Here is a 22,132-nt window from a genome sequence, read left to right as displayed (position 1 = left end):
AACGTGGTTGACGAAGATGGCAACCGCTGACCCCGCGCGTCCCGGTTTCCAGTTGCCGCTCCTGCTGCTGGCCGGCTTCCGGACGCTGATCGACGACCTGCACGCCGAGCTGGCCCGGGAGGGGCATCCGGAGCTGCGACCGTTGCACGGCTTCGTGCTCCAGGCCGTGGGGGTGGACGGCACCACCGCCACCGAGCTGGGTCAGCGGTTGGGCATCTCCAAACAGGCCGCCGGCAAGACGGTCGACCGGCTGGTCGCCGTCGGCTACCTGGAGCGGGTCGACGATCCCCAGGACGCCCGCCGCCGGCTGGTCCGGGTGACGGCGCGCGGCGCCGACGGGTTACGCCGCTCGGCCGAGATCTTCGATCGGCTGCGCGAGCGCTGGGCCGAGACCCTCGGCCCAGAACGGGTCGACGCCCTTGAGGACGACCTGCGCACGATGGCCGCCGCCAACTGGTTCCGCCTCGACGTGCCGGGCTGGCTCGGCGGCTGACCGCGCCACGAAGGCTCGCCCCGTCGCCTGCCCGCCGGCGTCGAGCCTTGATCGACACCAGGTCGCCGATGTGGCGGTTCCGGGTCGCCGGATACCGCCACCGCGCCGACCTGGAGTGGATCAAGCCGGGTCAAGCCGGGCGGACACATCTCACCGACGCTGGCGTGCCGCCCTGGTCCAGGCGCAGGCTCGAAGCCATGTCGGATGCCTACGTCGTCGGCAACCCGGACGGGTTGTCACCCCTGCTGGTCGAGCTTCGCGACGCCATCGCCCGGGAGCTGCACGCCCAACTGGCGCTGCGCGCCGAGCGGATCGAACTGGCCGACCTGCCGGAGGTGTCCTATCAGGTCACCATCCAGGTCGAGCGGACGCTGCGCCTGGCGACCGGTGCCCGACTGACCCCGGGCGTCGACGTCAGTCGAGCCCGCCGTACGAGTGCAGGCCGGTGAAGAAGATGTTCACGCCGAACAGGTTCATCAGCATGGTGAGGAAGCCGAGCACCGCGAGCCAGGTGGCCACGTTGCGCTTGACGCTGGGCGTGGCTCGGGCGTGCAGGTAACCGGCGTACACGACCCAGGAGATGAACGCCCAGGTCTCCTTCGGGTCCCAGCCCCACGGCCGACCCCACGCCGCCTCGGCCCAGATGGCACCGGCGATCACCGCGAAGGTGAAGATCGGAAACGCGAAGGCGTGCAGCGCGAAGGTCAACCGCTCCAGGCCGACCGCGCCGGGCAGACGCTTGGCCAGGGTGTACGGGAAGCTCCGCTTGCCCTGCTCGTACCCGTTGCGCATCAGGAAGCCGACCGCCGGCACCACCCCGAGCAGGAAGATGCCGGACGCGAAGACGATGGTCGAGACGTGGATGACGAACCAGTACGAGTTCAGCGCCGGCACCAGCGGCACGATCGGTACGTACAGCACCAGCTCGGCGGTGGCGACCAGCAGCACCATCACCAGGGTCAGGAACAGCCCGAGCTTGCGCAGCGACGGTCGCTTCCAGAGCACCACCAGCCACGCGGCGACCCCGATGAACGTCACCGTGAGCACGAACTCGTACATGTTGCCCCAGGGCATCCGGTCCGCCGCGAGGCCGCGAGTGACCAGCGCCGCCAGGTGCAGCACGGCGGCGACCGCGGTGGCACCCACCGCGATCAGGCCAGCAAGGCGGGCACGCCGCTTCGACCGGCCGTCCCCGGTCGACGGCGGGACCGGCGCGGGCGACGTCGGAACGGGACCGCCGGCGCCCACCAGCTCACGGGCCGGAGCCGCCGCGGCGATTCGGGTACGCGCGTTGCCCAGCGCGTACTCCACGGCGTGGCCGATCATCGCGACCAGGTACGCCAGGATCGCGGAGGTCACCAGATTGTCGGAGAGTGCGGACATCACTCGGCTCCTTCTCGCACGCCGGCCCGGTCACTGGAGTCAGCGCTCACGCCGGCCCGCTCAGCCGCCCGTTCGTCACCGTTGACCGCGGCGATGAGCTGGGCGAACTCCTCGGCGAACCCTGGATAGTCGGTGCGCGGCAACCCACCGGCCTCCATCAAGCTACTACCGCCCGTCGGAGATCCTTCCGCCGGGTCGGGCGAGGTCACCCGGAACCACACCCGACGGCGCCGCCCGAACAGCGAGCCCATCAGCCCGACCAGCAGGAAGCCGCAGCTGATCAACAGCGGCGTCGCGCCCGGGTCGTGCCGAATGGAGAGCGTCACGTACCGCTCGGTGCCCAGGAACTCGACAGTGGTGCCGTCGTCCAGCGTCCAGGTCTCGCCCTTGCGGAGCAGCTTGGTGCCGACCTCCTTGACCTTGCCGGTCCGCACCTGCCGCTGGTCGAGTTGGTAGATCGAGGTGGGGATGCCGGCGTCCAGGCCGAGGTTGCCCCGGTAGGCGACCAGGTTCAGCACCGGGTTGCGCTCGGTGGGGTACTGCGAGCGGACCATCGGCGGCTGCTCGGGTGCCGTGGGCAGGTAGATGCCGGTGAACGCCATCTGCTCGTCCGGTTTGCGCTGACCGGTGGCCGGGTCGACGTTCGCGTCCGGGAAGGCGGCCAGCCCTTCGCTGGTCAGGCCCATGTCGCCGGTGGTCAGGAACGGCTCGTCACTGATCTGACTGTTGCCGAAACGGTCGGTGTAGCGGATCACCGGGGCGTACCCGTGGCCGAGCAGGTAGACGCTCGCGTCGTTCAGGCGCAGCGGTGCGTTCACCGAGAAGTTCGCGCTGCGGGTGGGCTCGTCCGGGCCGTCGACGGTGACCGTGGCGTTGAAGAACTCCGGCTGGCCGGACGCCAGGAACCGGGCCTGGAAGTCGTCCAGCCGCAGGCAGAAGCGGGGCAGGTCCGCGCTGTCCACCCGGGGGCCGAGCTTCGCCTCGGCGTACTGCTGCCGGGTGTTGCAGAACGAGTTGTCCGCGCCCGCCACGAGCAGCCGGTTGCCGCTCCAGCCGTACCACGAGCCGAGCGCGACGCCGATCAGCACCGCGATGAGCGAGGTGTGGAACAGCAGGTTGCCGGTCTCCTTGAGGTAGCCCTTCTCGGCGGAGACCTCGTTGCCACGCACCTCGACGCGCCAGCGGCGCTTGCGCAGCACCTCGGCGATGGCCGCCGCGCCGCCGGGCGGGGCGGGCAGCACGGTGTGCTGCGGCAGCCGTGCCATCCGCTTCGGCGCGGCCGGCGGACGGGACCGCAGCGCCCGGATGTGATCCCGCAGCCGGGGCGTGATGCAGCCGATCAGCGACGTGAACAGCAGCAGGTAGATCGCGGAGAACCAGACCGAACCGAAGACCTCGAACGCGCCGATCCGGTCCAGCCGGGGAGCCAGGTCCGGGTGGTCGGTGAAGTACTGGTTGACCTTCTCCGGGCTGATCCCGCGCTGCGGCAGCACCGAGCCGGGGATGGCGGCGACCGCGAGCAGGAAGAGCAGGATCAGCGCCGTACGCATGCTGGTGAGCTGCCGCCACGAGTTGCGCAGCAGCGCCAGCAGCCGGTTGGGCCGGCGCCGGGGCGCCGGGGCCGCGGTCTCCGGCCGGTCGTCGACGACCGTCATCAGATACTCACCTCGCCCACCCCGACGGTGGTCTGCAACCAGATCACGAAGCTCTGCCATCCGCCGGTGACCAGCGCCAGGCCGATCAGGATGAGCAGGGCGCCGCCGACCCGGGTGACCCAGCGGCTGTTGCGCCGGACGGCGCGGAAGACCCCGAGCAGGCGTTCGAAGCCCAGCCCGAAGACGACGAACGGTATCCCCAACCCGAGGCAGTACGCCACGGCGAGCACCACGGCGCGGTCGCTCTGGCCGCTCGTGGCGGCCATCCCCATCACCGCGCCGAGCGTGGGGCCGGTGCAGGGCACCCAACTGAGTGCGAAGACCGCGCCGAAGACCGGTGCGCCGAGCAGCCCGGCCGACGGCAGTCGGGAGATCCGGAACTCGCGTTGCAGGGCGGGAATCATCCCGAGGTAGCCGAGACCGAGCACGATGATCAGCGCGCCGACGCCGATCTGCAGCTCGCGCTCGTAGTCGAAGAAGACCCGGCCGATGCCGGCGAACAGGATCGCGGTGGCGACGAAGACGACGGTGAAGCCGGCGATGAAGAGCAGCGTCCCGGCGAGCACCCGGCCCTTGACGGCGCCGGCCCGCGCGATCCGCTCCCGGACGGCGACACCACCGGTGCCCTCGGGCGCATTGTCAGCCGCCGGTCGACGGCCCTCCAGGTCGGCGCCGGCCAGGCCGGTGACGTACGAGAGGTAGCCGGGGACCAGTGGGAGTACGCACGGGGAGAGGAAGCTGACCAGGCCGGCGAGCACCGCCGCGCCAATGGCGAGCAGCAGCGGCCCGCTCAGGGCCAGGTCCTTGAAGGTCTCGCCCATCAGCTCGACGCCGATTTCTCGGCCGCGATCCGTTCGACGATCGGTTGCAGGCCCTCCTGCTTGACGGCGGCCCGGATCACCACCGCGATCCGGCCCGCCCGGTCGAGCACCACCGTCGCCGGGACGAAGTTCGGCGGGATGTCCAGGGCGAGCGCCAGCTTGCTCGGCGGGTCGAACAGGCTCGGATAGGTGACCCGGCCCTTCTCGAACGCCTTGGCCTTGTCCCGCTGATCCTGGACGTTGACGCCGAGGAAGGTCACCCCGGAGGCCTTGGTGGCCTGGTAGGTGGCTTCCAGGTCGTCCGCCTCGGCACGGCACGGCGCGCACCAGGAGCCCCAGAAGTTGAGCACCACGACCTGGCCCCGGGCCTGGCTGACGTCGTAGGTGCCGCCGGCGAGCAGCTCACCGGCGAGTTTCGGAGGTGCCGAGCGCTGGTCCGGTGCGCACTCGAAGATCCCGTCGGTGGTGGTCGTGCAGGTCTTCTCCTGCCCCTTCGACGTGCAGCCGACCAGCGCCACCGCGGCGACGGCGGCGAGCAGACCGGCGGTCCACCTCCGGGCGTTCATCAGGCCCCCTTGGCCGTCCGGGCGGTCGCGGAGAGGGCGATCAGGTGCGCTGCCGGCTCGCTGTAGCCGATGCCCGCCACCTTCGCGCCGTCGAAGTGGAACGAGGTGAGGCTCGCCAGCCCGCACTGCCGCTTGCGCGGGTCGTGCCAGAGCCGCTTGCGCTCGACGTAGCGGCGCAGCGTCCAGATCGGGAGTTGGTGCGACACCAGCACCGCCTCGCGCCCCTCGGCGGCGACCCGTGCGGCGTGCACAGCGGCGAACATCCGCTCGGCGATCACCCGGTACGCCTCACCCCAGGACGGGGTCACCGGGTCGCGCAGCACCCACCAGTTACGCGGGTCGCGGAACGACCCGTCACCGGGGGACACCTTCTTGCCCTCGAACCAGTTGGCGCTCTCGATCAGCCGCTCGTCCACCCCGACCGGCAGCCCGAACTGGGCGGCGATGGGCTCGGCGGTCTGCTGGGCGCGCTCCAGCGGGCTGGCCACCACGTGCTCGATCTCCCGCTCAGCCAGGCCCTGTGCGGCGGCCTTGGCCATCTGCACGCCCAGCTCGGACAGGCGGAAACCGGGCAGCCGGCCGTAGAGAATCTGGTCGGGGTTGTACACCTCGCCGTGCCGAAGCACGTGGACCACCGTCTTGCTCACCGCTGCGCCCCCTTCGTTTGCGACTGCGGGGCTCGCAGAACCGGCTCACTCCTCGCGCGCACGCTACCCCCCGTGACCAGCCGCTGCCGCCGCGTTGGCCGCCGTGGGCAGCGCGTCGGCGATGTGCTCCAGAGCGGCGTCGTCGATCGCCGCCGACACGAACCACGACTCGAACGCGCTCGGCGGCAGGTAGACGCCGGCGGCGAGCATCGCGTGGAAGAACGCCTTGAACGCCGGCACCTGCTGGGTGCGAGCGCTGTCGTAGTCGACCACGTCGGCGTCGGTGAAGAAGATCGAGAACATGCTGCCCGCGTACGACAGTCGGTGCGGGACCCCGGCGGCGGCCAGCGCGTCGGACGCCAGCTTGCCCACGGCGGCGGCCGTGGAGTCGAGGCGGTGGTACAGCGCGTCGTCGGCGAGCCGCAGCGTGGCCAGGCCGGCGGCGCAGGCGAGCGGGTTACCGGAGAGCGTGCCGGCCTGGTAGACCGGGCCGGCCGGGGCGAGTCGCGCCATGATGTCCGCGCGCCCGCCGAACGCGGCGGCGGGCAGGCCACCGCCCATGACCTTGCCGTACGTCCACAGGTCGGCGTCGGAGGGGTCGAGGCCGTGCCACCCGGCGCGGGAGACCCGGAACCCGGTCATCACCTCGTCCACCACCAGCAGGGCGCCGTGGGCGTGCGCGATCCGGGCGAGTTGCTGGTTGAAGCCGTCGCGGGGTGCCACCACGCCCATGTTGCCGGCGGCGGCTTCGGTGATCACCGCGGCGATGTGCGGACCCTCGGCGGCGAAGGCCTCCTCGACGGCCCGGATGTCGTTGTACGGAAGCACGATCGTCTCGCTGGCCGCCGCCCCGGTCACGCCGGGCGAGTCGGGCAGGCCCAGGGTGGCCACGCCGGACCCGGCGGAGGCGAGCAGCGCGTCGACGTGCCCGTGGTAGCACCCGGCGAACTTGACGATCTTGGAGCGGCCGGTGAAGCCGCGGGCCAGCCGGATCGCCGACATGGTCGCCTCGGTGCCGGAGTTGACCAGGCGGACCTGCTCCATCGGGGTCCGGGCAACGAGCTCGGCGGCCAACTCCACCTCACCCGGGGTGGGAGTGCCGAAGCTGGTGCCCAGCGCGGCGGCGGCCTGAACGGCGTCCACCACCTCCGGGTGCGCGTGCCCGAGGATCAGCGGACCCCAGGAGCAGACCAGGTCGACGTAGCGGCGGCCGTCGGCGTCGAACAGCCACGGACCCTCGCCACGAACCATGAAGCGTGGGGTGCCGCCGACCGCCTGGAAGGCGCGCACGGGGGAGTTGACCCCGCCCGGCACGATGGCGCGGGCGCGGTCGAACAGGGCCTCGGAGGCCGGCGCTTCGGCCGGGTAACGGCCGGATCCGGCTGGAAAGATGTCGGTCACGATGCGGCCATTGTGTCAGCGCCGGACGGCCAACCAGCACCCACCCCGCGCCGGGGTTACCGGGCTCACCCACGGTCCGTGCCTGCCAGCGGCGACGACGCGAGGCCAGGGGCGACGCTCGTGACCTCGGTGGGTGCGGCTCGCGGCTCCGCCAGGCGACGGCTCGCCGCCTCAACAGGCCGGGTCGGGCGGATCGCGCTAGGCTGACCGGGTGGATCGTGCCGAACTGTCCATCACGCTACACCGAACGGGCGACGAAGCCGTGCTGCGCCTGGCCGGTGAGATCGACATGCTCACGGCCGCCCAGCTCTCCACGGTGGTGAACGAGGTGCTGGCCGACCCGCCACCGAAGATCGTGCTCGATCTTGGCGGCGTCACCTTCTGCGACTCGCAGGGCCTGGGCACACTGGTCGTGCTCAGTCGCAAGGCCAGCCACGCGCAGAGCCTGCTGATGCTGACCCACGTGGGCGACTTCCTGATCCGAGTCCTGGACATCACCGGCCTCCGCAGCGCCCTGATGATCCGCAACGACCAGCCCACCGGCTAACCCCGCCTCTCCCGGCCCCCCGGGCCTCCACCCCCCTGCCTAACCCCGTTGATCATGAAGTTATTGCCATCCGGCTCGGCGTGTCGGGGCAATAACTTCATGATCGACGAGGGTAGGCAGGGGGCAGGCGGAGGAGGGGGGGTGGGGGTGGGTTAGGTGGTTGGGATGTCGCGTTTTTGGAAGGTCAGTAGGGCCAGGGTCAGGAGGGCGGCTGCTGCGGCGGTCAGAGCGGCCAGCGGGGTGACCGACCAGTCCTGACCGAGGACCTGTGGGGTGTGGGTGAACGGGGAGAGATCCAGCGCCCACTGGTCCAACTTCAACACCGCTCCGAGCTGACCGAGCAGCAGACAGCCGGCGAGCACCGCCCAGGCGCCCCCGGAGAGACGGGGCAGCCAGCCGACCAGCAGCGCCGCCAGCCCGGCCAGCACCCAGGCCGCGGGCACCTGGGCCAGCCCGGCACCGAGCAGCCGCGGCAGCTCGCCGCCGACGTCGGAAACGCTGATCCCGTAGGCCAGCCCGGTCGCGAGCCCGGCAACGGCCAGCACCACCGCCGGTCCGAGCAACGCGAAGACCAGATGCGCCGCCAGCCACCGGGGCCGACTCACCGCCGTCGCGAGCAGCGGTTCGACCCGCCCGGCGGTCTCCTCCGCCCGTGCCCGCAGCGCGGCCTGGATGCCGTAACCGGCAGCCGCCAGCGCGGTCAGGCTCAACGTCCCACCGAGGTACGCCTCGGCGAGCGCCGAGCTGCCACCGAGCCGGGAAAGGATCTCGGCGAGCTGCTGGTTGCCCTGCACGGCGTCGCCAGCAGCGTCCGCCGCACCGCCGAGCACCAGGCCGAGCAGCCCGAAGCCGACGGTCCAGCCGAGCAGTTGGCCCCGGTGCAGCCGCCAGGCCAGGCCGAACGGACCGGCCAGCCCCGCACCGGCGGTGGCCGGGCCGAGCCGGGACGGGAACACCCCCGCGCCGAGGTCACGGCGGACCGAGACGGGGTACGCCACGAGCGCGACCACCACGCTGAACAGCACCGGCAGCAGCAGCACCCACCAGCGCTCATCGGCGTAGGCCCGACCCCGTGCCGCCCAACCCAGGGGCGAGAGCCAGCTCAGCCACTCCGCGCTCCCGCCGGTGCCACCGGAACCACCGGCGTCGCCGCCCAGCCGCAGCACGAAGGCCAGCCCGAGCACGCCCAGGCCGATCCCACGGGCGCCACTCGCGCTCTCGGTGAGCTGCGCGGTCAGCCCGCCGACCGTGGCGAAAGCGACCCCGGTGAGCGCCACGCCGGCGCCGAAGAGCACCGAACCCGCGCCGGGCAGGCCGGCAGCGACCAGGCCGCCGGCGGTGAGCAGGCCGAGCAGCACACTCGCGGCGTACGTCACCAGCAGCGCGGCGGTCAGCCCGGCGTACCGGCCCAGCACCGTGGCGCCGAGCAGCTCCCGCCGACCGGCCTCCTCCTCGGTGCGAGTGTGCCGGACCACGGTCAGCACGCCGATCAGCCCGACGATCAGCGCCAGGAGGCCGGCCCGCTGGACGGTGAGGGCGCCGACGCTGTCGCCGTACACCGGGCCGAGCAGGGCGACGATCGAGGGATTGCTCGCCGTGCCGGCCAGGTACGCGGCCCGCTCGGCCTCGGTCGGGTACAGCCCGGCGTACGTGCTGGCGTAGCCGGCCGGCAGCACCGTCAGCAGCAGGATCCAGATCGGCAGCAGCACCCGGTCCCGGCGCAGGATGAGGCGCACCAGATGCCAGGTCCCGGTGAAGGCGCTCATGACCGCGCCGCCGACTCGGCCTGGTAGTGCCGCAGGAACAGCTCCTCGAGTGTCGGCGGCTGGCTGACCAGACTCCGTACGCCGATCTCGGTGAGCCGGCGCAGCGCTGCGTCCAGCGCGGCGTTCTCCACGTCGAAGCGCACCCGGTGCCCGTCCACCCGCAGGTCGTGGACGCCGGCCAGTTGACCCAGCCCGTCCGCTGGGCCGGTCAGCTCAGCCTCGATCGCGGTGCGGCGCAGGTGGCGCAGCTCGCTCAGGGTGCCGGTTTCCACGTCCCGCCCGTTGCGGATGATCGTCACCCGGTCACAGAGCGCCTCGACCTCGGCCAGGATGTGGCTGGAGAGCAGCACGGTGCGACCGTCGGTCTTCGCGCGGCGGACCCAGTGCTGGAACACCTCCTCCATCAGTGGGTCCAGCCCGGAGGTCGGCTCGTCCAGGATGAGCAGTTCGGCGTCCGAGGCGAGGGCTGCCACCAGCCCGACCTTCTGTCGGTTGCCCTTGGAGTAGGCCCGCCCCTTCTTGCGCGGGTCCAGCTCGAAGGAGTCCAACAGCTCGGCCCGGCGGCCCGGGTCGAGACCGCCGCGCATTCGGCCGAGCAGGTCGATGACCTCGCCGCCGGACAGGTTGGGCCAGAGCGTCACGTCGCCCGGCACGTACGCCAGCCGACGGTGCAGGGCGACCGCGTCGCGCCACGGGTCACCACCGAGCAGGCGGACGGCCCCCGCGTCCGTCCGCAGCAGTCCGAGCAGTGCCCGGATGGTGGTCGACTTGCCGGCGCCGTTCGGGCCGAGGAAGCCGTGCACCTCGCCGGCGCGGACGGTCAGGTCGAGACCGTCGAGCGCCCGGGTCCGGCCGAAGGTCTTGACCAGGCCGGACACCTCAATGGGAGTTTCCATGTATCGGAAGCTACACTCGTTTCACAAAGTTGTGAAGACTGTGAGATCCGGGGCACCATCGACGCCACACGAACAGGCAGGAGAGATCGTCATGGCAGCCGCTGACGGCCACGACCCGGTGCACCTCTTCGTCGAACGGATGGCGCTGACCTTCGCCGAGGTGGGTTCCCCGCGGATGGCCGCCCGGGTGCTGTTCACCGTGATGAGCTCGGACGACCCCCTAACCGCCGCCGAGATCGGCGAGCGGCTCGGGGTGAGCGCGGCGGCGGTCAGCGGCGCGGTCCGTTACCTCACCCAGTTCGGCATGCTGATCCGCGAGCCGGTCCCCCGGTCCCGCCGGGACCGCTACCGGATGCCGGACAATCCCTGGTACGAGGCGACCATCACCAAGACCGGGATCTACAAGACGTTCATCGACGTGGCGGAGGCCGGGGTGGCCGCCCTCGGCGCCGAGACGCGAGCCGGTGAACGGGTGGCCGAGATGCGCGACTTCTTCCTCTTCGTGCAGGAGGAGATCGACTCACTGGGCGAGCGCTGGCGGGCCCGGCGGGCCGCCACCGGCCACGTCAGGCCCGGCGAGGCCTGAGCGTCAGGCGGTGTTGCCCCAGCGAGCCTGCTCGAGCATCCGCACCGCCCGGTCGCGGGCCTCGGAGTCGTCGGAACGGAGCAGGGTGGTCGCCTCGTCGACCGCGTCGGTGAGCCTCCGCCACTGGTTGTCGCGCTCCCGGACCAGGTCCGACTGGGTGGCCAACTGCCGGGTCTTCACCCACAGCTCGACGAAGACCGACACCTTGGCCCGCAGCACCCACGGGTCGAACGGCTTGGTCAGGTAATCCACCGCGCCCACCTGGTAACCCCGGAGGGCGAGCTGGGCGTCCCGGTCAGCGGCGGTGAGGAAGATGATCGGCACATGCCGGGTCCGCTCCCGGCGCTTGATGTGGCTCGCCGTCTCGAAGCCGTCCATGTCCGGCATCTGCGCGTCCAGCAGGATCACCGCGAAGTCGTCCACCAGGAGTTGCTTGAGCGCTGCCTCGCCGCTCTCCACCGCGACGGACTGGACCGGCAGGCCCTGGAGGATCGCCTCCAGAGCCGTCAGATTCTGCCGCCGGTCGTCCACGAGCAGCGCCTTGGCGATCTGGGTCACGAAGTCTCCTCGGTCCGGCTGCCGTTGATCCAGGACGACATCAACTCGATCAAGTCGTCCAGGTCGACCGGCTTGGTGATGTAGTCGCTGCCCCCGGCAGCGAGCGCCGACTCGCGGTCGCCCGGCATCGCCTTCGCGGTCAGGAAGACCACCGGCAGGTCGGCGAACCGGTGGTTGCGGCGAATCTGGCGGGTGGTCTCGTAGCCGTCCTGGTCGGGCATCATGGCGTCCATCAGCACGATGTCCACCTCCGGATGCTCGGCCAACAGGCGGACACCGTCCGCCCCGTTGTCCGAGTACAGCACGGTCATCCCGTGCAGCTCCAACGCGCTGGTCAAGGCGAAGACATTGCGTACGTCGTCGTCCACGATCAACACGGTGGCGCCGTCCAGTTGACGGGTGGCCGGCGCCTCCGGGCGCTCCGCCAGCAGCTCCAGCGGCGGCATCAGCAGCGACGACGGCAGGCCGGCGCGCTGCGGAGACGGAAGCTGGGGCGCGACCACGGCGTCCGGGGCCAGCACCTGCGGCACGAACAGGGTGAAAGTGGAACCCTGGCCGGGCGCGGACGACACGGTGATCGTGCCGCCGATCAGCCGAGCCAGATCGCGGCTGATCGACAGGCCCAGGCCGGTGCCGCCGTAGCGGCGACTGGTCGTGCCGTCCGCCTGCTGGAACGCCTCGAAGATGATCGACAACTTGTCGTCGGAGATGCCGATCCCGGTGTCGATCACGGTGAACGCGATCACCTGCTGGGCGTTGGTGAGCGCCGGCACGTCAAAGACCGCGTTCTCCGCCGCCGGAGCGATCCGCAGGGTCACCGCACCGTTGTCGGTGAACTTCACCGCGTTGGAGAGCAGGTTGCGCAGGATCTGTTGCAACCGCTGCGCGTCGGTGACCAGCGCCGGCGGCAGATCCTTGCTCACGCGTACCTGGAAGTCCAGGTTCTTCTCCTCCGCCTGCGGGGCGAACGCCTGCTCGACGTAGCCGCGCAGCTCGGCGAAGCGGATCTCGGTCGGCTCGACGTCCATCCGGCCCGCCTCGATCTTGGACAGGTCGAGGATGTCGTCGATCAGGCGCAGCAGGTCCGAGCCGGACCCGTGGATGGTTCGGGCGAACTCGATCTGCTTCGGGCTGAGGTTCTGCTCCGAGTTCTCCGCCAGCAGACGGGCCAGCAGCAACAACGAGTTCAGCGGCGTACGCAGCTCGTGGCTCATGTTGGCCAGGAACTCCGACTTGTAGGCCGAGGCCCTGGTCAGCTGCTGTGCCTTCTCCTCCAGGCCCAGCCGAGCCAGCTCGATCTCCCGGTTCTTCGTCTCGATGTTGCCCTTCTGCTCGGACAGCAGAGTGGCCTTCTCCTCCAGCTCGGCGTTGGTGCGCTGCAACTCCGCCGACTGTTCCTGCATCTCGTGCGCCAGCCGCTGCGACTGGGCCAGCAGCTCCTCCGTACGCCGGTTGGCCTGGATGGTGTTGACCGCGATGCCGATGGTGAGCACCAACCGCTCCAGGAACGACAGGTGCAGCTCGGAGAAGGCCGACACACTGGCGAACTCGATCACCCCGAGCAGCTCACCCTCGAACAGCACGGGGAGCACCACCAGGTCGGACGGGGGTGTCTCGGCCAGGCCGGAGCGCAGGGTGAGCCGGCTGTTCGGGGAGGCGCTGACCCGGATCGTGCGGCGGGATAGCGCGGTCTGCCCGACCAGCCCCTCACCCGGCCCGAAGGTGACGTCGTGCCCCCGCGCCACGTACCCGTAGGAGGAGGTCAGCCGCAGACGCATGCTGCCGTCGGCGTCGTCGGCCAGGAAGAAGGCACCGAGCTGGGCGTCGACCAGCGGCGTCACCTCCGTCATGATCATGCGGCAGACCTCGCCGAGGTCGCGCTGGCCCTGCAACAGGCCGCCGATCCGGGCCAGGTTGGAGTCCAGCCAGCCCTGCTCGGCGTTCTTCTTGGTCGTCTCCCGGAGGGTGACGATCATCTGGTTGATGTTGTCCTTCAGCTCGGCGACCTCGCCCTGCGCCTTGACCGCGATCCGCTGGGTCAGGTCGCCTCGGGTCACCGAGGTGGACACCTGGGCGATGGCCCGCAGCTGCGTGGTCAGCGTCGAGGCGAGCTGGTTGACGTTCTCGGTCAAGTCGCGCCAGGTGCCGGACACGCCCTTGACCTGCGCCTGACCGCCCAACTTGCCCTCGATGCCGACCTCACGGGCGACCCGGGTGACCTCGTCGGCGAACGACGACAACTGATCGACCATCGTGTTGACCGTCGACTTCAACTCCAGGATCTCGCCCTGGGCGTCCACTGTGATCTTCTGCGACAGGTCACCCTTCGCCACGGCGGTGGTCACCGAGGCGATGTTGCGGACCTGGCTGGTCAGGTTCGACGCCATCGAGTTCACGTTGTCGGTGAGGTCCCGCCAGGTGCCGGAGACACCCTTGACCTGCGCCTGACCGCCCAACTTGCCCTCGGTGCCCACCTCACGGGCCACCCGGGTCACCTCGTCGGCGAACGACGACAACTGGTCGACCATCGTGTTGACCGTCGACTTCAACTCCAGGATCTCGCCCCGCGCGTCCACCGTGATCTTCTGCGACAGGTCGCCCTTCGCCACCGCCGTGGAGACCTGGGCGATGTTGCGGACCTGGGCGGTCAGGTTCGACGCCATCGAGTTCACGTTGTCGGTCAGGTCGCGCCAGGTGCCGGCAACCCCGCGCACCTGCGCCTGACCGCCCAACTTGCCCTCGGTGCCCACCTCACGGGCCACCCGGGTCACCTCGTCCGCGAACGACGACAACTGGTCGACCATCGTGTTGACCGTCGACTTCAACTCCAGGATCTCGCCCCGCGCGTCCACCGTGATCTTCTGCGACAGGTCGCCCTTCGCCACCGCCGTGGTCACCGAGGCGATGTTGCGGACCTGGCTGGTCAGGTTCGACGCCATCGAGTTGACGTTGTCGGTGAGGTCCCGCCACGTACCGCTGACGCCCTTGACCTGGGCCTGACCGCCCAGGTTGCCCTCGGTGCCCACCTCACGGGCCACCCGGGTCACCTCGTCGGCGAACGACGACAGCTGGTCGACCATCGTGTTGACGGTGTTCTTCAGCTCCAGGATCTCGCCCTGGGCGTCCACCGTGATCTTCTGCGACAGGTCGCCCTTCGCCACCGCCGTGGAGACCTGGGAGATGTTGCGGACCTGGCTGGTCAGGTTGCCGGCCAACTGGTTGACGTTCTCGGTGAGGTCGCGCCAGGTGCCGGAGACGCCACGCACCTGGGCCTGGCCACCCAGCTTGCCCTCGATGCCCACCTCGCGGGCCACCCGCGTCACCTCGTCGGCGAACGACGACAGCTGGTCGACCATCGTGTTGACGGTGTCCTTCAGCTCCAGGATCTCGCCCTGCGCCGCCACCGTGATCTTCTGCGACAGGTCACCGCGCGCCACCGCCGTGGAGACCTGCGCGATGTTGCGGACCTGAGCGGTCAGGTTCGACGCCATCGAGTTGACGCTGTCGGTCAGGTCCTTCCAGGTGCCCGCCACGTTCGGCACCTCGGCCTGGCCGCCCAGCTTGCCCTCGGTGCCCACCTCGCGGGCCACCCGGGTCACCTGCTCGGCGAAGAGCCGCAGGGTGTCGGTGAGGTAGTTGATGGTGTGCGCCAACTCGGCGACCTCACCCTTGGCCGACACGGTGATCTTCTGCGAGAGGTCGCCCTTGGCCACCGCCGTCGACACCTGGGAGATCGACCGCACCTGGTAGGTGAGGTTCGACGCCATGGTGTTCACCGAGTCGGTGAGGTCCTTCCAGGTGCCGGCGACGCCCCGCACGTCGGCCTGACCGCCCAACTTGCCCTCGGTGCCCACCTCACGGGCCACCCGGGTCACCTCGTCGGCGAACGACGACAACTGGTCCACCATCGTGTTCACGGTGCGACCGATGCGCAGGTACTCACCACGCAGCGGCCGACCATCGATCTCCAGCGCCATGTGCTGGGACAGGTCGCCGTCCGCGACCGCCACGATGACCCGGGCGATCTCGGTGGTCGGTCGGCCCAGGTCGTCGATCAGCGAGTTGATGGCCCGCTGCCCCTCCGCCCAGGAGCCGTCCAGCCCCTCGTCGTCGAGCCGCTCGGTGAGCCGGCCGTCGCGACCGACGATCCGGCTGATCCGCCGCAGGTCCAGGTACTGCCGCTCCTGGGACGAGACCACCTCGTTGAAGGCGTCCGCCACCTCACCGGCCTTGCCGGCGCGGCGGGGAAGCCGGACCTTCAGGTCGCCGCGACGGACCCGTCGCAGTGCCTCGGTCAATTCACCGAGGAGCGCCTCGTGGTCGGCTGCGGACGGATCCGCCACCGACTGCTTCGCCGTGGTCATCATTCCTCGCTCAACTTGGGGGCTGCCGGTCCGTGCGGACACACCGGCACCCCATATTGTGCCCGCGCGCGCCGTAGTGCCAGGGCTCGCGACCCGCCAGGTGGCCCCGATTCGACATCGGATCCGCCCGATCGACGCCGGGCTGACACGCCGCGTCGCACACCTCGCAGGGGTGCCCAACCCACGCGACGGACGCATCGAGGGCGGCCGCCCCACCGGGTTCCCTTCCTCTCGTCCTGGGCGGAGGAGGCGCGCGAATGATGATCGGCTTGGCACCTGGTGGGGGGACGGTAGAGGATACGAGGGTGTCAGCCGAGGCGGGGCCCGCGACGGCCGGAGCCCCGGACGGGGCGATCCGGCGTGTCCGCCTGCCCGCCGACCGCCGTACGCCGGCCGCCGCCCGCGCCGTGGTCCGCTCGGTGTTGACCGAGTCACACCTGGATGAGCTGGCCAACGAGGCCCTCCTGCTCACCACCGAGTTGACCACCAACGCCGTCGAGCACGCCCGCACCGAACTGGACATCGAGGTCGTCGCCGACGCGGTCGGGCTGACCGTCACCGTCTCCGACTTCGCGCCCGGCTCGGGTGACGAGCTGACCGTCGGCACCCGCAACGACTCCACCGAGATCGACGAGGTCTCGGAGCGGGGCCGAGGCCTGCTGCTCGTCGACCATTTCGCCAGCCGCTGGGGCACCACGTACCTGCCCACCGGCAAGGGCGTCTGGTTCCGGCTGGACCGCCCCGGCGCCGACGCGCCGGACGAAGGCGCCGACGGCGACCCGCGGGTGAGCACCGACCGGTCCTCGCCGAGCGCCAGCGCGATGAGCGAACTCATGCAAACCGCCCCCGACCTGTACGCGGACGATCCGCTGCCCGACTTCGCCACCAGCCTGCTCAGCCGGGTCGCCGAGATGGTGGGGGCGGCCGGCGGCACTATCCGCCTGGACCGGGGCGACGGGCAGGGCCGGCAGGTGTTGGCCCGCTTCGGTCGGCCACCCCGCCCGGGCAGTGAGCTGCTCCGGGTGCCGTTGACGGTGCACCGCCCGTACGGCGGGGAGTTGGAGTTGGACGCCGCGCCGTCGGCGTACGCCCGGCCGTTGGCGGTGCTCACCGCCGAGCGGCTGTCGCTGCACCTGGAGAACGACCGGCTGCGCAGGGCCGACGTCCGGCGGCAGGTGTGGCTGACGTTCCTGGCCGAGGCGAGCGAACTGCTGGCCCAGTCGTTGGACGTCGACCTGACAATGGCCCTGGTCCCGCAGCTGGTGGTGCCGCGGCTCGGCCAGTGGTGCGCGGTGCACACGGCCGACGAGTGGGGTCGACTCCGACTGGCGGCTGCCAGCCACGCCGACGAGTCGATGCTTCCGCAACTGCACAAGGTGCTGGCGGAGACCGGGCAGGATTCGATCCAGGCCCGCCTGCGGGAGGCGTCGCGCAGCGCCGCGCAGATCCCCCTGGGCGGGCCGATGGAGGGTTTCGCGGTCCCCCTGATCGCACGGGGGGAGCGGCTCGGCACCCTGGCGGTGGGGCGGCACCAGCGGCACCGGCACGACCCGGACGAGGTGGCCGTCCTGGAGGACGTGGCCCGGCGGGCCGCTCTGGCCATCGAGAACGCCCGGATCCACGCCGAGCGCCGCCGTGTGGCGCAGACGCTTCAGCAGTCCCTGCTGCCGCCGGTGCTGCCGCTCGTGGACGGGATCGGCTTCGCCGCCGAGTACGTCCCGACCGGTGACGACGCGGAGGTGGGGGGCGACTTCTACGACGTGGTGCCGCTGCCCGACGGGCGTTGGCTCGTGGTGATCGGCGACGTCTCGGGCAAGGGTGTCCAGGCCGCCGCGGTGACCGGGCTGGTCCGCGACGTGATCCGGGTGCTGGTCGGCGACGGCAAACCGCTGCCGGAGGTCTTGGCGCGGCTCAACGAGACGCTGGTCGAGCGGGGTGGCGGGCGATACTGCACGTTGGCGCTGGCGGCGGTCGGGCCGGGCCAGGGCGACCAGTTGGACGTGTCGTTGCATCTGGCCGGGCACGACCAGCCGGTGCTGCTGGCCGGAGCGGGCGGTGCCGGGTTCGTCGGCACCAGCGGCACCGCGCTCGGTCTGCTCGACACGATCACCTCGCCGACGGCGAAGATCGTGCTCTCTCCGGGCGATTCGCTGATCTTCTACACCGATGGCGTCACCGAGCGGCGGCGCGGCCGGGAGCTGTTCGGCACGGACCGACTGCGGGACGCGGCCGCGCCCCTGGCCGGGTATTCGGCCGACGTGGTGGCCGCCAGGCTGCGCTCCGCCGCGATCAACTTCTCGGTCGAGCCGCCCCGGGACGACATCGCCATCCTGGTGCTCCGCAACGACGCGATCTGACCGTCACGCGCCCCCCGGGGGGTCGGGTTCCACTCGGTAGATTGACGGTCATGTCGAGTGTCGCGCAGGCCACGCCCTCCGCCCGGCCAGCGATCCGTGTCCTGGCCACCGCACAGCTGGCGACCACCGGAGCGTTCCTCGTCGTGGTGCTGCTCTATCTGGGTCGGATGGCGGCCGCCGATGTCGGCCCGACCGAGATGCTGACCGGCGCGTACGACCCGAAGGACATGCTGTCCTACTGGGTCTACGGCGTGCTGGGGGTGCTCTACGTGACGGGGGCGTTCCTCGGGCCGCCGCTGGCGGTCGTCGCGGTGGCACTGGTCGCGCGGGAGCGCGAAGCCCTCTCCCGGACAATCCGGGTGCTGCTGCTGACCGGCGCGGCCGGCACCCTGCTGATGTTGGTGCTCCGGTTTACGCCGCCGCTGCTGGACATGCACCAGTGGTGGTTGGACTGATCAACCCGGGCAACCGTCGGTGGCGGTGTCAGAGGCCGCCGGGGAGGCGGCCAGGGGCGAGCCGGTGCTCCGGATCGAGGTGTTCCTTGGCCGCCCGCAGCTGAGCCAGGCCGGCCAGCTCACCCCAGAGGTCGACGGCCTGGCGGACCGCCGCGGGAGCGGAGACCACCACGCAGCGGCCCTGCCGGGCCAGCAACACCCCTCGGACGGCGGCCAGGATGGACGCCACCCGGGCGGGAGCCAGCGCTCCGGACAGTGCCGCGTGCACCACGCCCAGCCCGGCGGACCCGCGCACCGGCACCGGGGCGCCCGCGGCGTCACGTAGCGCGTAGACGGCGGCGTGCAGGTCGCCGATCGGCACCTCCAGGCGCAGCGCCGTGTCGCCGGGCGCGAACGGGTAGCGGCGCCACCACGTCGGCGCGGAGTGGGCGACCGTCGCCTCCCCGTGCAGCAGACCAACCAGGCGCTCGGCGCGTTCAGTGACGTCGGCGCGGCCACCCTCCAGGAGCACCACCAGGCTGCCCGCCCGAGACGGGATGCCGGCCCGCCCGGACATCGACGGATGGCGTTCCCGGGCGGTGGCGGCGGGGTGGCCGGGCGGGTACGGCGTACGGGGCCGGGGGGTTCCCCCGGGCAGGTCCAGCTCGATGGCCGCCGGCTCCAGGCGGGCGGCGAGGATCGTCCGGACCAGGTCGTGCACCTCCAGCGGCGTCCACACCGGACGGGACACCCAGAGCCGACTCGCCGGCATCGGCTGCGCCCGCAGACTCGCCGAGACCAGCACACCGAGCGCACCCTGCGAGCCACAGAGCAGCCGGGCCAGGTCGAGACCGGGTGCGCCACCCCCGGCGCTGACCAGCTCACCGTCGGCGGCGAGGTAGCGGACACCGAGCAGTTGGTCGCAAGGGCTGCCGTGGCGGTGGCACAGCGGGCCGGCCTCGCCGGCGGCGAGCACCCCGCCCAGGGTCGCACCGGGTGACGGGGCGTCCAGCGCCAGCCGCTGCCCGGTGCGCTCCAACGTGGCCTGCACGGCGCGCAGTGGGGTGCCGGCACCCACCTCAGCCACCGGCGCGCCGACCGGCTCGTGACCGATCCCGGCCAGCCGGCCGGTGTCGAGCAGGATGTCGACCTGGACGGGAGTGGCACCCCAGTCGATCTTCGTGCCGGCGCCCCGGGGCACCACCGCCAGATCGTGCGCGGCGGCCAGCCGCAGCACCTCCGCCGCGGCGTGCGGACCGCCCGGCACCGCCACCCAGCGCGCCGGCCGCCCCGCCACCTCGTCGGCCGGACCGGCCAGCCGGGAGAACGGTGGACCGCAGATCGCCGCCAACCGCCGGGTGATCTCGAGGGCTCCGGATCGGCCGAGGGAACTCGCTGCTGCCGCCATGGCGCTCATCGTACATGTGTTCTAAAGACGTGGCGGCGACTATCGGGATGCCGCTGGTCCGGCGCACAGCAGCTGGCGGCCGGTAACGTGGCCGCCGTGACCACCGAGACTGCCCCGCCCGCGGCGAAGCGGGTGCCCAACGAGCGCACCCACCATGGCGACACCGTCGTCGACGAGTACGCCTGGCTCGCCGCCAAGGACGACCCGGAGACGATCGCCTACCTGACCGCCGAGAACGAGTACACCGACGCGCGTACGGCGCACCTCGCCGCGCTGCGTGAGGAGCTGTTCGAGGAGACCCGTCGACGGACCAGGGAGACCGACCTGTCCGTGCCGACCCGCAAGGGCGGGCACTGGTACTACACCCGGACGGTCGAGGGCCAGCAGTACGGGGTGCAGTGCCGGCGCGCGGTCCGCGACGGTGAGACCGACCCGCCGGTCAGCGCGGACGGCGCCCCGCTCGACGGCGAGGAGGTACTGCTCGACGGCAACCTGCTGGCCGAGGGGCACGACTTCTTCTCGCTGGGCGCGTTCGACGTCAGCCCCGACGGTCGCTGGCTGGCCTACTCCACCGACTTCTCCGGCGACGAGCGGTTCACCCTGCGGGTGAAGGACCTGACCACCGGCGAGTTGCTGCCGGACGAGGTCCCGGACACGTTCTACGGCACCGCCTGGTCGACCGACGCCTCGGTGCTCTTCTACGTGACGGTGGACGACGCCTGGCGACCGAACCGGGTCTGGCGACACGCCGTCGGTTCGGCCGCCACCGAGGACGTGGTGGTCCACCAGGAGGACGACGAGCGGTTCTGGGTGGGCGTGGAGCTGACCCGGTCGGAGAAGTTCATCCTGATCGACGTCCACAGCAAGGTGACCAGCGAGGTGCTGGTGATCCCCGCCGGCAACCCGACCGGTGCGCCCGCTGTGATCGCGCCGCGCCGGCAGGGCATCGAGTACGCCGTGGAGCACCACGGCCACCGTTTCCTGATCCTGCACAACGACGGCGCCGAGGACTTCGCGCTGGCGTTCACCTCGGCGGACGCGCCGGGCGACTGGGTGCCGCTGATCGAGCACACCCCCGGCACCCGGCTGGAGGCCGTCGACGCCTTCGCGAACCATCTGGTGGTGTCGCTGCGCACCGAGGGGCTGACCGGGCTGCGGGTGATGCCGGTGGGCAGCGACGACGCCCACGACATCGACTTCCCCGAGCCGCTGTACAGCGTCGGACTGGACGCCAATCCCGAATACCGCACCGGGCAGGTCCGCCTGCGCTACTCCTCGCTGATCACCCCGGACTCCGTCTACGACTACGACCTGGTCACCCGGCAGATGGTGCTGCGCAAGCAGAAGCCCGTGCTGCCCGGGCCGGACGGGCGACCGTACGACCCGAGCGAGTACGAGCAGCACCGCGACTGGGCGCTCGCCGACGACGGCACCCGGGTGCCGATCTCGCTGGTCTGCCGGGTCGGCACGCCCCGGGACGGCTCGGCGCCGTGCGAGCTCTACGGCTACGGCTCGTACGAGGCCAGCATGGACCCGTGGTTCTCGGTGGCCCGACTGTCGCTGCTGGACCGGGGCGTGGTCTTCGCCGTGGCGCACACCCGGGGCGGCGGTGAGCTGGGTCGGCGCTGGTACGACCAGGGCAAGCTGCTGGCCAAGAAGAACACCTTCACCGACTTCGTCGCCTGCGCCCGGCATCTGGTCAAGGCCGGCTGGACGGCCAGCGACCGGCTCGTCGCCCGAGGGGCCTCGGCCGGCGGCCTGCTGATGGGCGCGGTGGCGAACCTGGCACCGGACGCGTTCACCGGCATCGTCGCGCAGGTGCCGTTCGTGGACGCGCTCACCTCGATCCTCGACCCGTCGCTGCCGCTGACCGTCACCGAGTGGGAGGAGTGGGGCAATCCACTGGAGGACCCCGAGGTGTACGCGTACATGAAGTCCTACACGCCGTACGAGAACGTGGCCGCGGTGGACTACCCGGCGATCCTCGCGGTGACCAGCCTCAACGACACGCGGGTGCTCTATTCGGAGCCGGCGAAGTGGGTCGCGCGACTGCGGGCGACCGCCCCGGAGGGCGACTACCTGCTCAAGACCGAGATGGGTGCCGGGCACGGTGGCCCGAGCGGTCGCTACGACGCCTGGCGTGAGGAGGCGTTCATCAACGCCTGGATCCTGGACCGGTTCGGCCGCGCCTGACCCGTCGGGTCGACATGATCGCGCTCGATCCTGGATGTAGTGGCCTCGACCGCCCGT

The 22,132-nt window shown here is 71.3% G+C and carries 18 protein-coding genes; 7 read left to right on the top strand and 11 right to left on the bottom strand.

What is annotated here, in order from left to right:
- Positions 1-16: 16 nt before the first annotated feature.
- Positions 17-493, top strand: a complete 477-nt coding sequence (locus HNR20_RS15750) for a MarR family winged helix-turn-helix transcriptional regulator (protein ID WP_184180595.1) — start codon at positions 17-19, stop codon at positions 491-493.
- Between the two features lie 197 nt (positions 494-690).
- Positions 691-942 carry a hypothetical protein gene (locus HNR20_RS15745; protein ID WP_184189393.1) on the top strand — a complete coding sequence of 84 codons (252 nt, stop codon included), beginning with the start codon at positions 691-693 and terminating at the stop codon, positions 940-942.
- Here the strand turns inward: HNR20_RS15745 and ccsB are convergent.
- The 6 genes from ccsB to hemL form a co-directional block, all read right to left on the bottom strand.
- A complete protein-coding gene (gene ccsB, locus HNR20_RS15740) occupies positions 908-1,876 on the bottom strand; it encodes a c-type cytochrome biogenesis protein CcsB (RefSeq protein ID WP_184180593.1) in 969 nt (322 codons plus the stop codon). The genes HNR20_RS15745 and ccsB overlap by 35 nt on opposite strands.
- Positions 1,876-3,531: a cytochrome c biogenesis protein ResB gene (gene resB / locus HNR20_RS15735; RefSeq protein WP_184180591.1), complete on the bottom strand. Its 1,656-nt coding sequence runs from the start codon at positions 3,529-3,531 to the stop codon at positions 1,876-1,878. Before resB ends, ccsB begins: the two co-directional genes overlap by 1 nt.
- The gene (locus tag HNR20_RS15730; protein WP_184180590.1) at positions 3,531-4,352 is read right to left on the bottom strand and encodes a cytochrome c biogenesis CcdA family protein; all 822 of its coding nucleotides are present in this window, start codon (positions 4,350-4,352) and stop codon (positions 3,531-3,533) included. Before HNR20_RS15730 ends, resB begins: the two co-directional genes overlap by 1 nt.
- Positions 4,352-4,918, bottom strand: coding sequence for a TlpA family protein disulfide reductase (locus HNR20_RS15725; protein WP_184180588.1), 567 nt, complete (start codon positions 4,916-4,918; stop codon positions 4,352-4,354). Before HNR20_RS15725 ends, HNR20_RS15730 begins: the two co-directional genes overlap by 1 nt.
- Complete coding sequence (locus HNR20_RS15720; protein ID WP_184180586.1) at positions 4,918-5,565, bottom strand: histidine phosphatase family protein; 648 nt, start codon at positions 5,563-5,565, stop codon at positions 4,918-4,920. Before HNR20_RS15720 ends, HNR20_RS15725 begins: the two co-directional genes overlap by 1 nt.
- Positions 5,566-5,628: 63 nt before the next feature.
- On the bottom strand, positions 5,629-6,966 hold the full coding sequence (gene hemL / locus HNR20_RS15715; protein ID WP_184180584.1) for a glutamate-1-semialdehyde 2,1-aminomutase: 1,338 nt from the start codon (positions 6,964-6,966) through the stop codon (positions 5,629-5,631).
- 211 nt (positions 6,967-7,177) lie between these two features.
- On the opposite strand from hemL, the gene HNR20_RS15710 reads away from it, so the two are divergent.
- Positions 7,178-7,513 carry an STAS domain-containing protein gene (locus tag HNR20_RS15710; protein WP_088951070.1) on the top strand — a complete coding sequence of 112 codons (336 nt, stop codon included), beginning with the start codon at positions 7,178-7,180 and terminating at the stop codon, positions 7,511-7,513.
- Positions 7,514-7,665: 152 nt separating this feature from the next.
- On the opposite strand, the gene HNR20_RS15705 is transcribed toward HNR20_RS15710, so the two are convergent.
- Positions 7,666-9,279, bottom strand: a complete 1,614-nt coding sequence (locus tag HNR20_RS15705) for an ABC transporter permease (protein ID WP_184180582.1) — start codon at positions 9,277-9,279, stop codon at positions 7,666-7,668.
- Positions 9,276-10,175, bottom strand: a complete 900-nt coding sequence (locus tag HNR20_RS15700) for an ABC transporter ATP-binding protein (protein WP_184180580.1) — start codon at positions 10,173-10,175, stop codon at positions 9,276-9,278. The genes HNR20_RS15705 and HNR20_RS15700 overlap by 4 nt, the downstream gene beginning before the upstream one ends.
- A gap of 91 nt (positions 10,176-10,266) precedes the next feature.
- On the opposite strand from HNR20_RS15700, the gene HNR20_RS15695 reads away from it, so the two are divergent.
- Complete coding sequence (locus tag HNR20_RS15695) at positions 10,267-10,761, top strand: GbsR/MarR family transcriptional regulator (RefSeq protein WP_184180578.1); 495 nt, start codon at positions 10,267-10,269, stop codon at positions 10,759-10,761.
- Positions 10,762-10,764: 3 nt separating this feature from the next.
- On the opposite strand, the gene HNR20_RS15690 is transcribed toward HNR20_RS15695, so the two are convergent.
- Both HNR20_RS15690 and HNR20_RS15685 read right to left on the bottom strand, forming a co-directional pair.
- Complete coding sequence (locus HNR20_RS15690) at positions 10,765-11,319, bottom strand: response regulator (RefSeq protein ID WP_184180576.1); 555 nt, start codon at positions 11,317-11,319, stop codon at positions 10,765-10,767.
- Complete coding sequence (locus tag HNR20_RS15685) at positions 11,316-15,683, bottom strand: HAMP domain-containing protein (RefSeq protein WP_184180574.1); 4,368 nt, start codon at positions 15,681-15,683, stop codon at positions 11,316-11,318. Before HNR20_RS15685 ends, HNR20_RS15690 begins: the two co-directional genes overlap by 4 nt.
- Positions 15,684-15,988: 305 nt before the next feature.
- On the opposite strand from HNR20_RS15685, the gene HNR20_RS15680 reads away from it, so the two are divergent.
- Both HNR20_RS15680 and HNR20_RS15675 read left to right on the top strand, forming a co-directional pair.
- The gene (locus HNR20_RS15680) at positions 15,989-18,040 is read left to right on the top strand and encodes a SpoIIE family protein phosphatase (protein WP_184180572.1); all 2,052 of its coding nucleotides are present in this window, start codon (positions 15,989-15,991) and stop codon (positions 18,038-18,040) included.
- A gap of 50 nt (positions 18,041-18,090) precedes the next feature.
- Positions 18,091-18,495: a hypothetical protein gene (locus HNR20_RS15675; protein ID WP_184180570.1), complete on the top strand. Its 405-nt coding sequence runs from the start codon at positions 18,091-18,093 to the stop codon at positions 18,493-18,495.
- Positions 18,496-18,523: 28 nt separating this feature from the next.
- Here the strand turns inward: HNR20_RS15675 and HNR20_RS15670 are convergent, their stop codons facing one another.
- Positions 18,524-19,882 (bottom strand): FAD-binding oxidoreductase, encoded by a 1,359-nt coding sequence (locus tag HNR20_RS15670; protein ID WP_184180567.1) that lies wholly within the window; start codon positions 19,880-19,882, stop codon positions 18,524-18,526.
- A 96-nt stretch (positions 19,883-19,978) separates the two neighbouring features.
- Here HNR20_RS15670 and HNR20_RS15665 point away from each other — a divergent pair, with 96 nt between their 5' ends.
- Positions 19,979-22,075: a S9 family peptidase gene (locus HNR20_RS15665; protein WP_184180565.1), complete on the top strand. Its 2,097-nt coding sequence runs from the start codon at positions 19,979-19,981 to the stop codon at positions 22,073-22,075.
- Positions 22,076-22,132 lie beyond the last annotated feature (57 nt).

It is taken from the genome of Micromonospora parathelypteridis, assembly GCF_014201145.1.
Classification (GTDB): domain Bacteria; phylum Actinomycetota; class Actinomycetes; order Mycobacteriales; family Micromonosporaceae; genus Micromonospora; species Micromonospora parathelypteridis.
The sequence above is the reverse complement of the archived record's forward strand: the minus strand, read 5'-3'. Positions and strand labels throughout refer to the sequence as shown.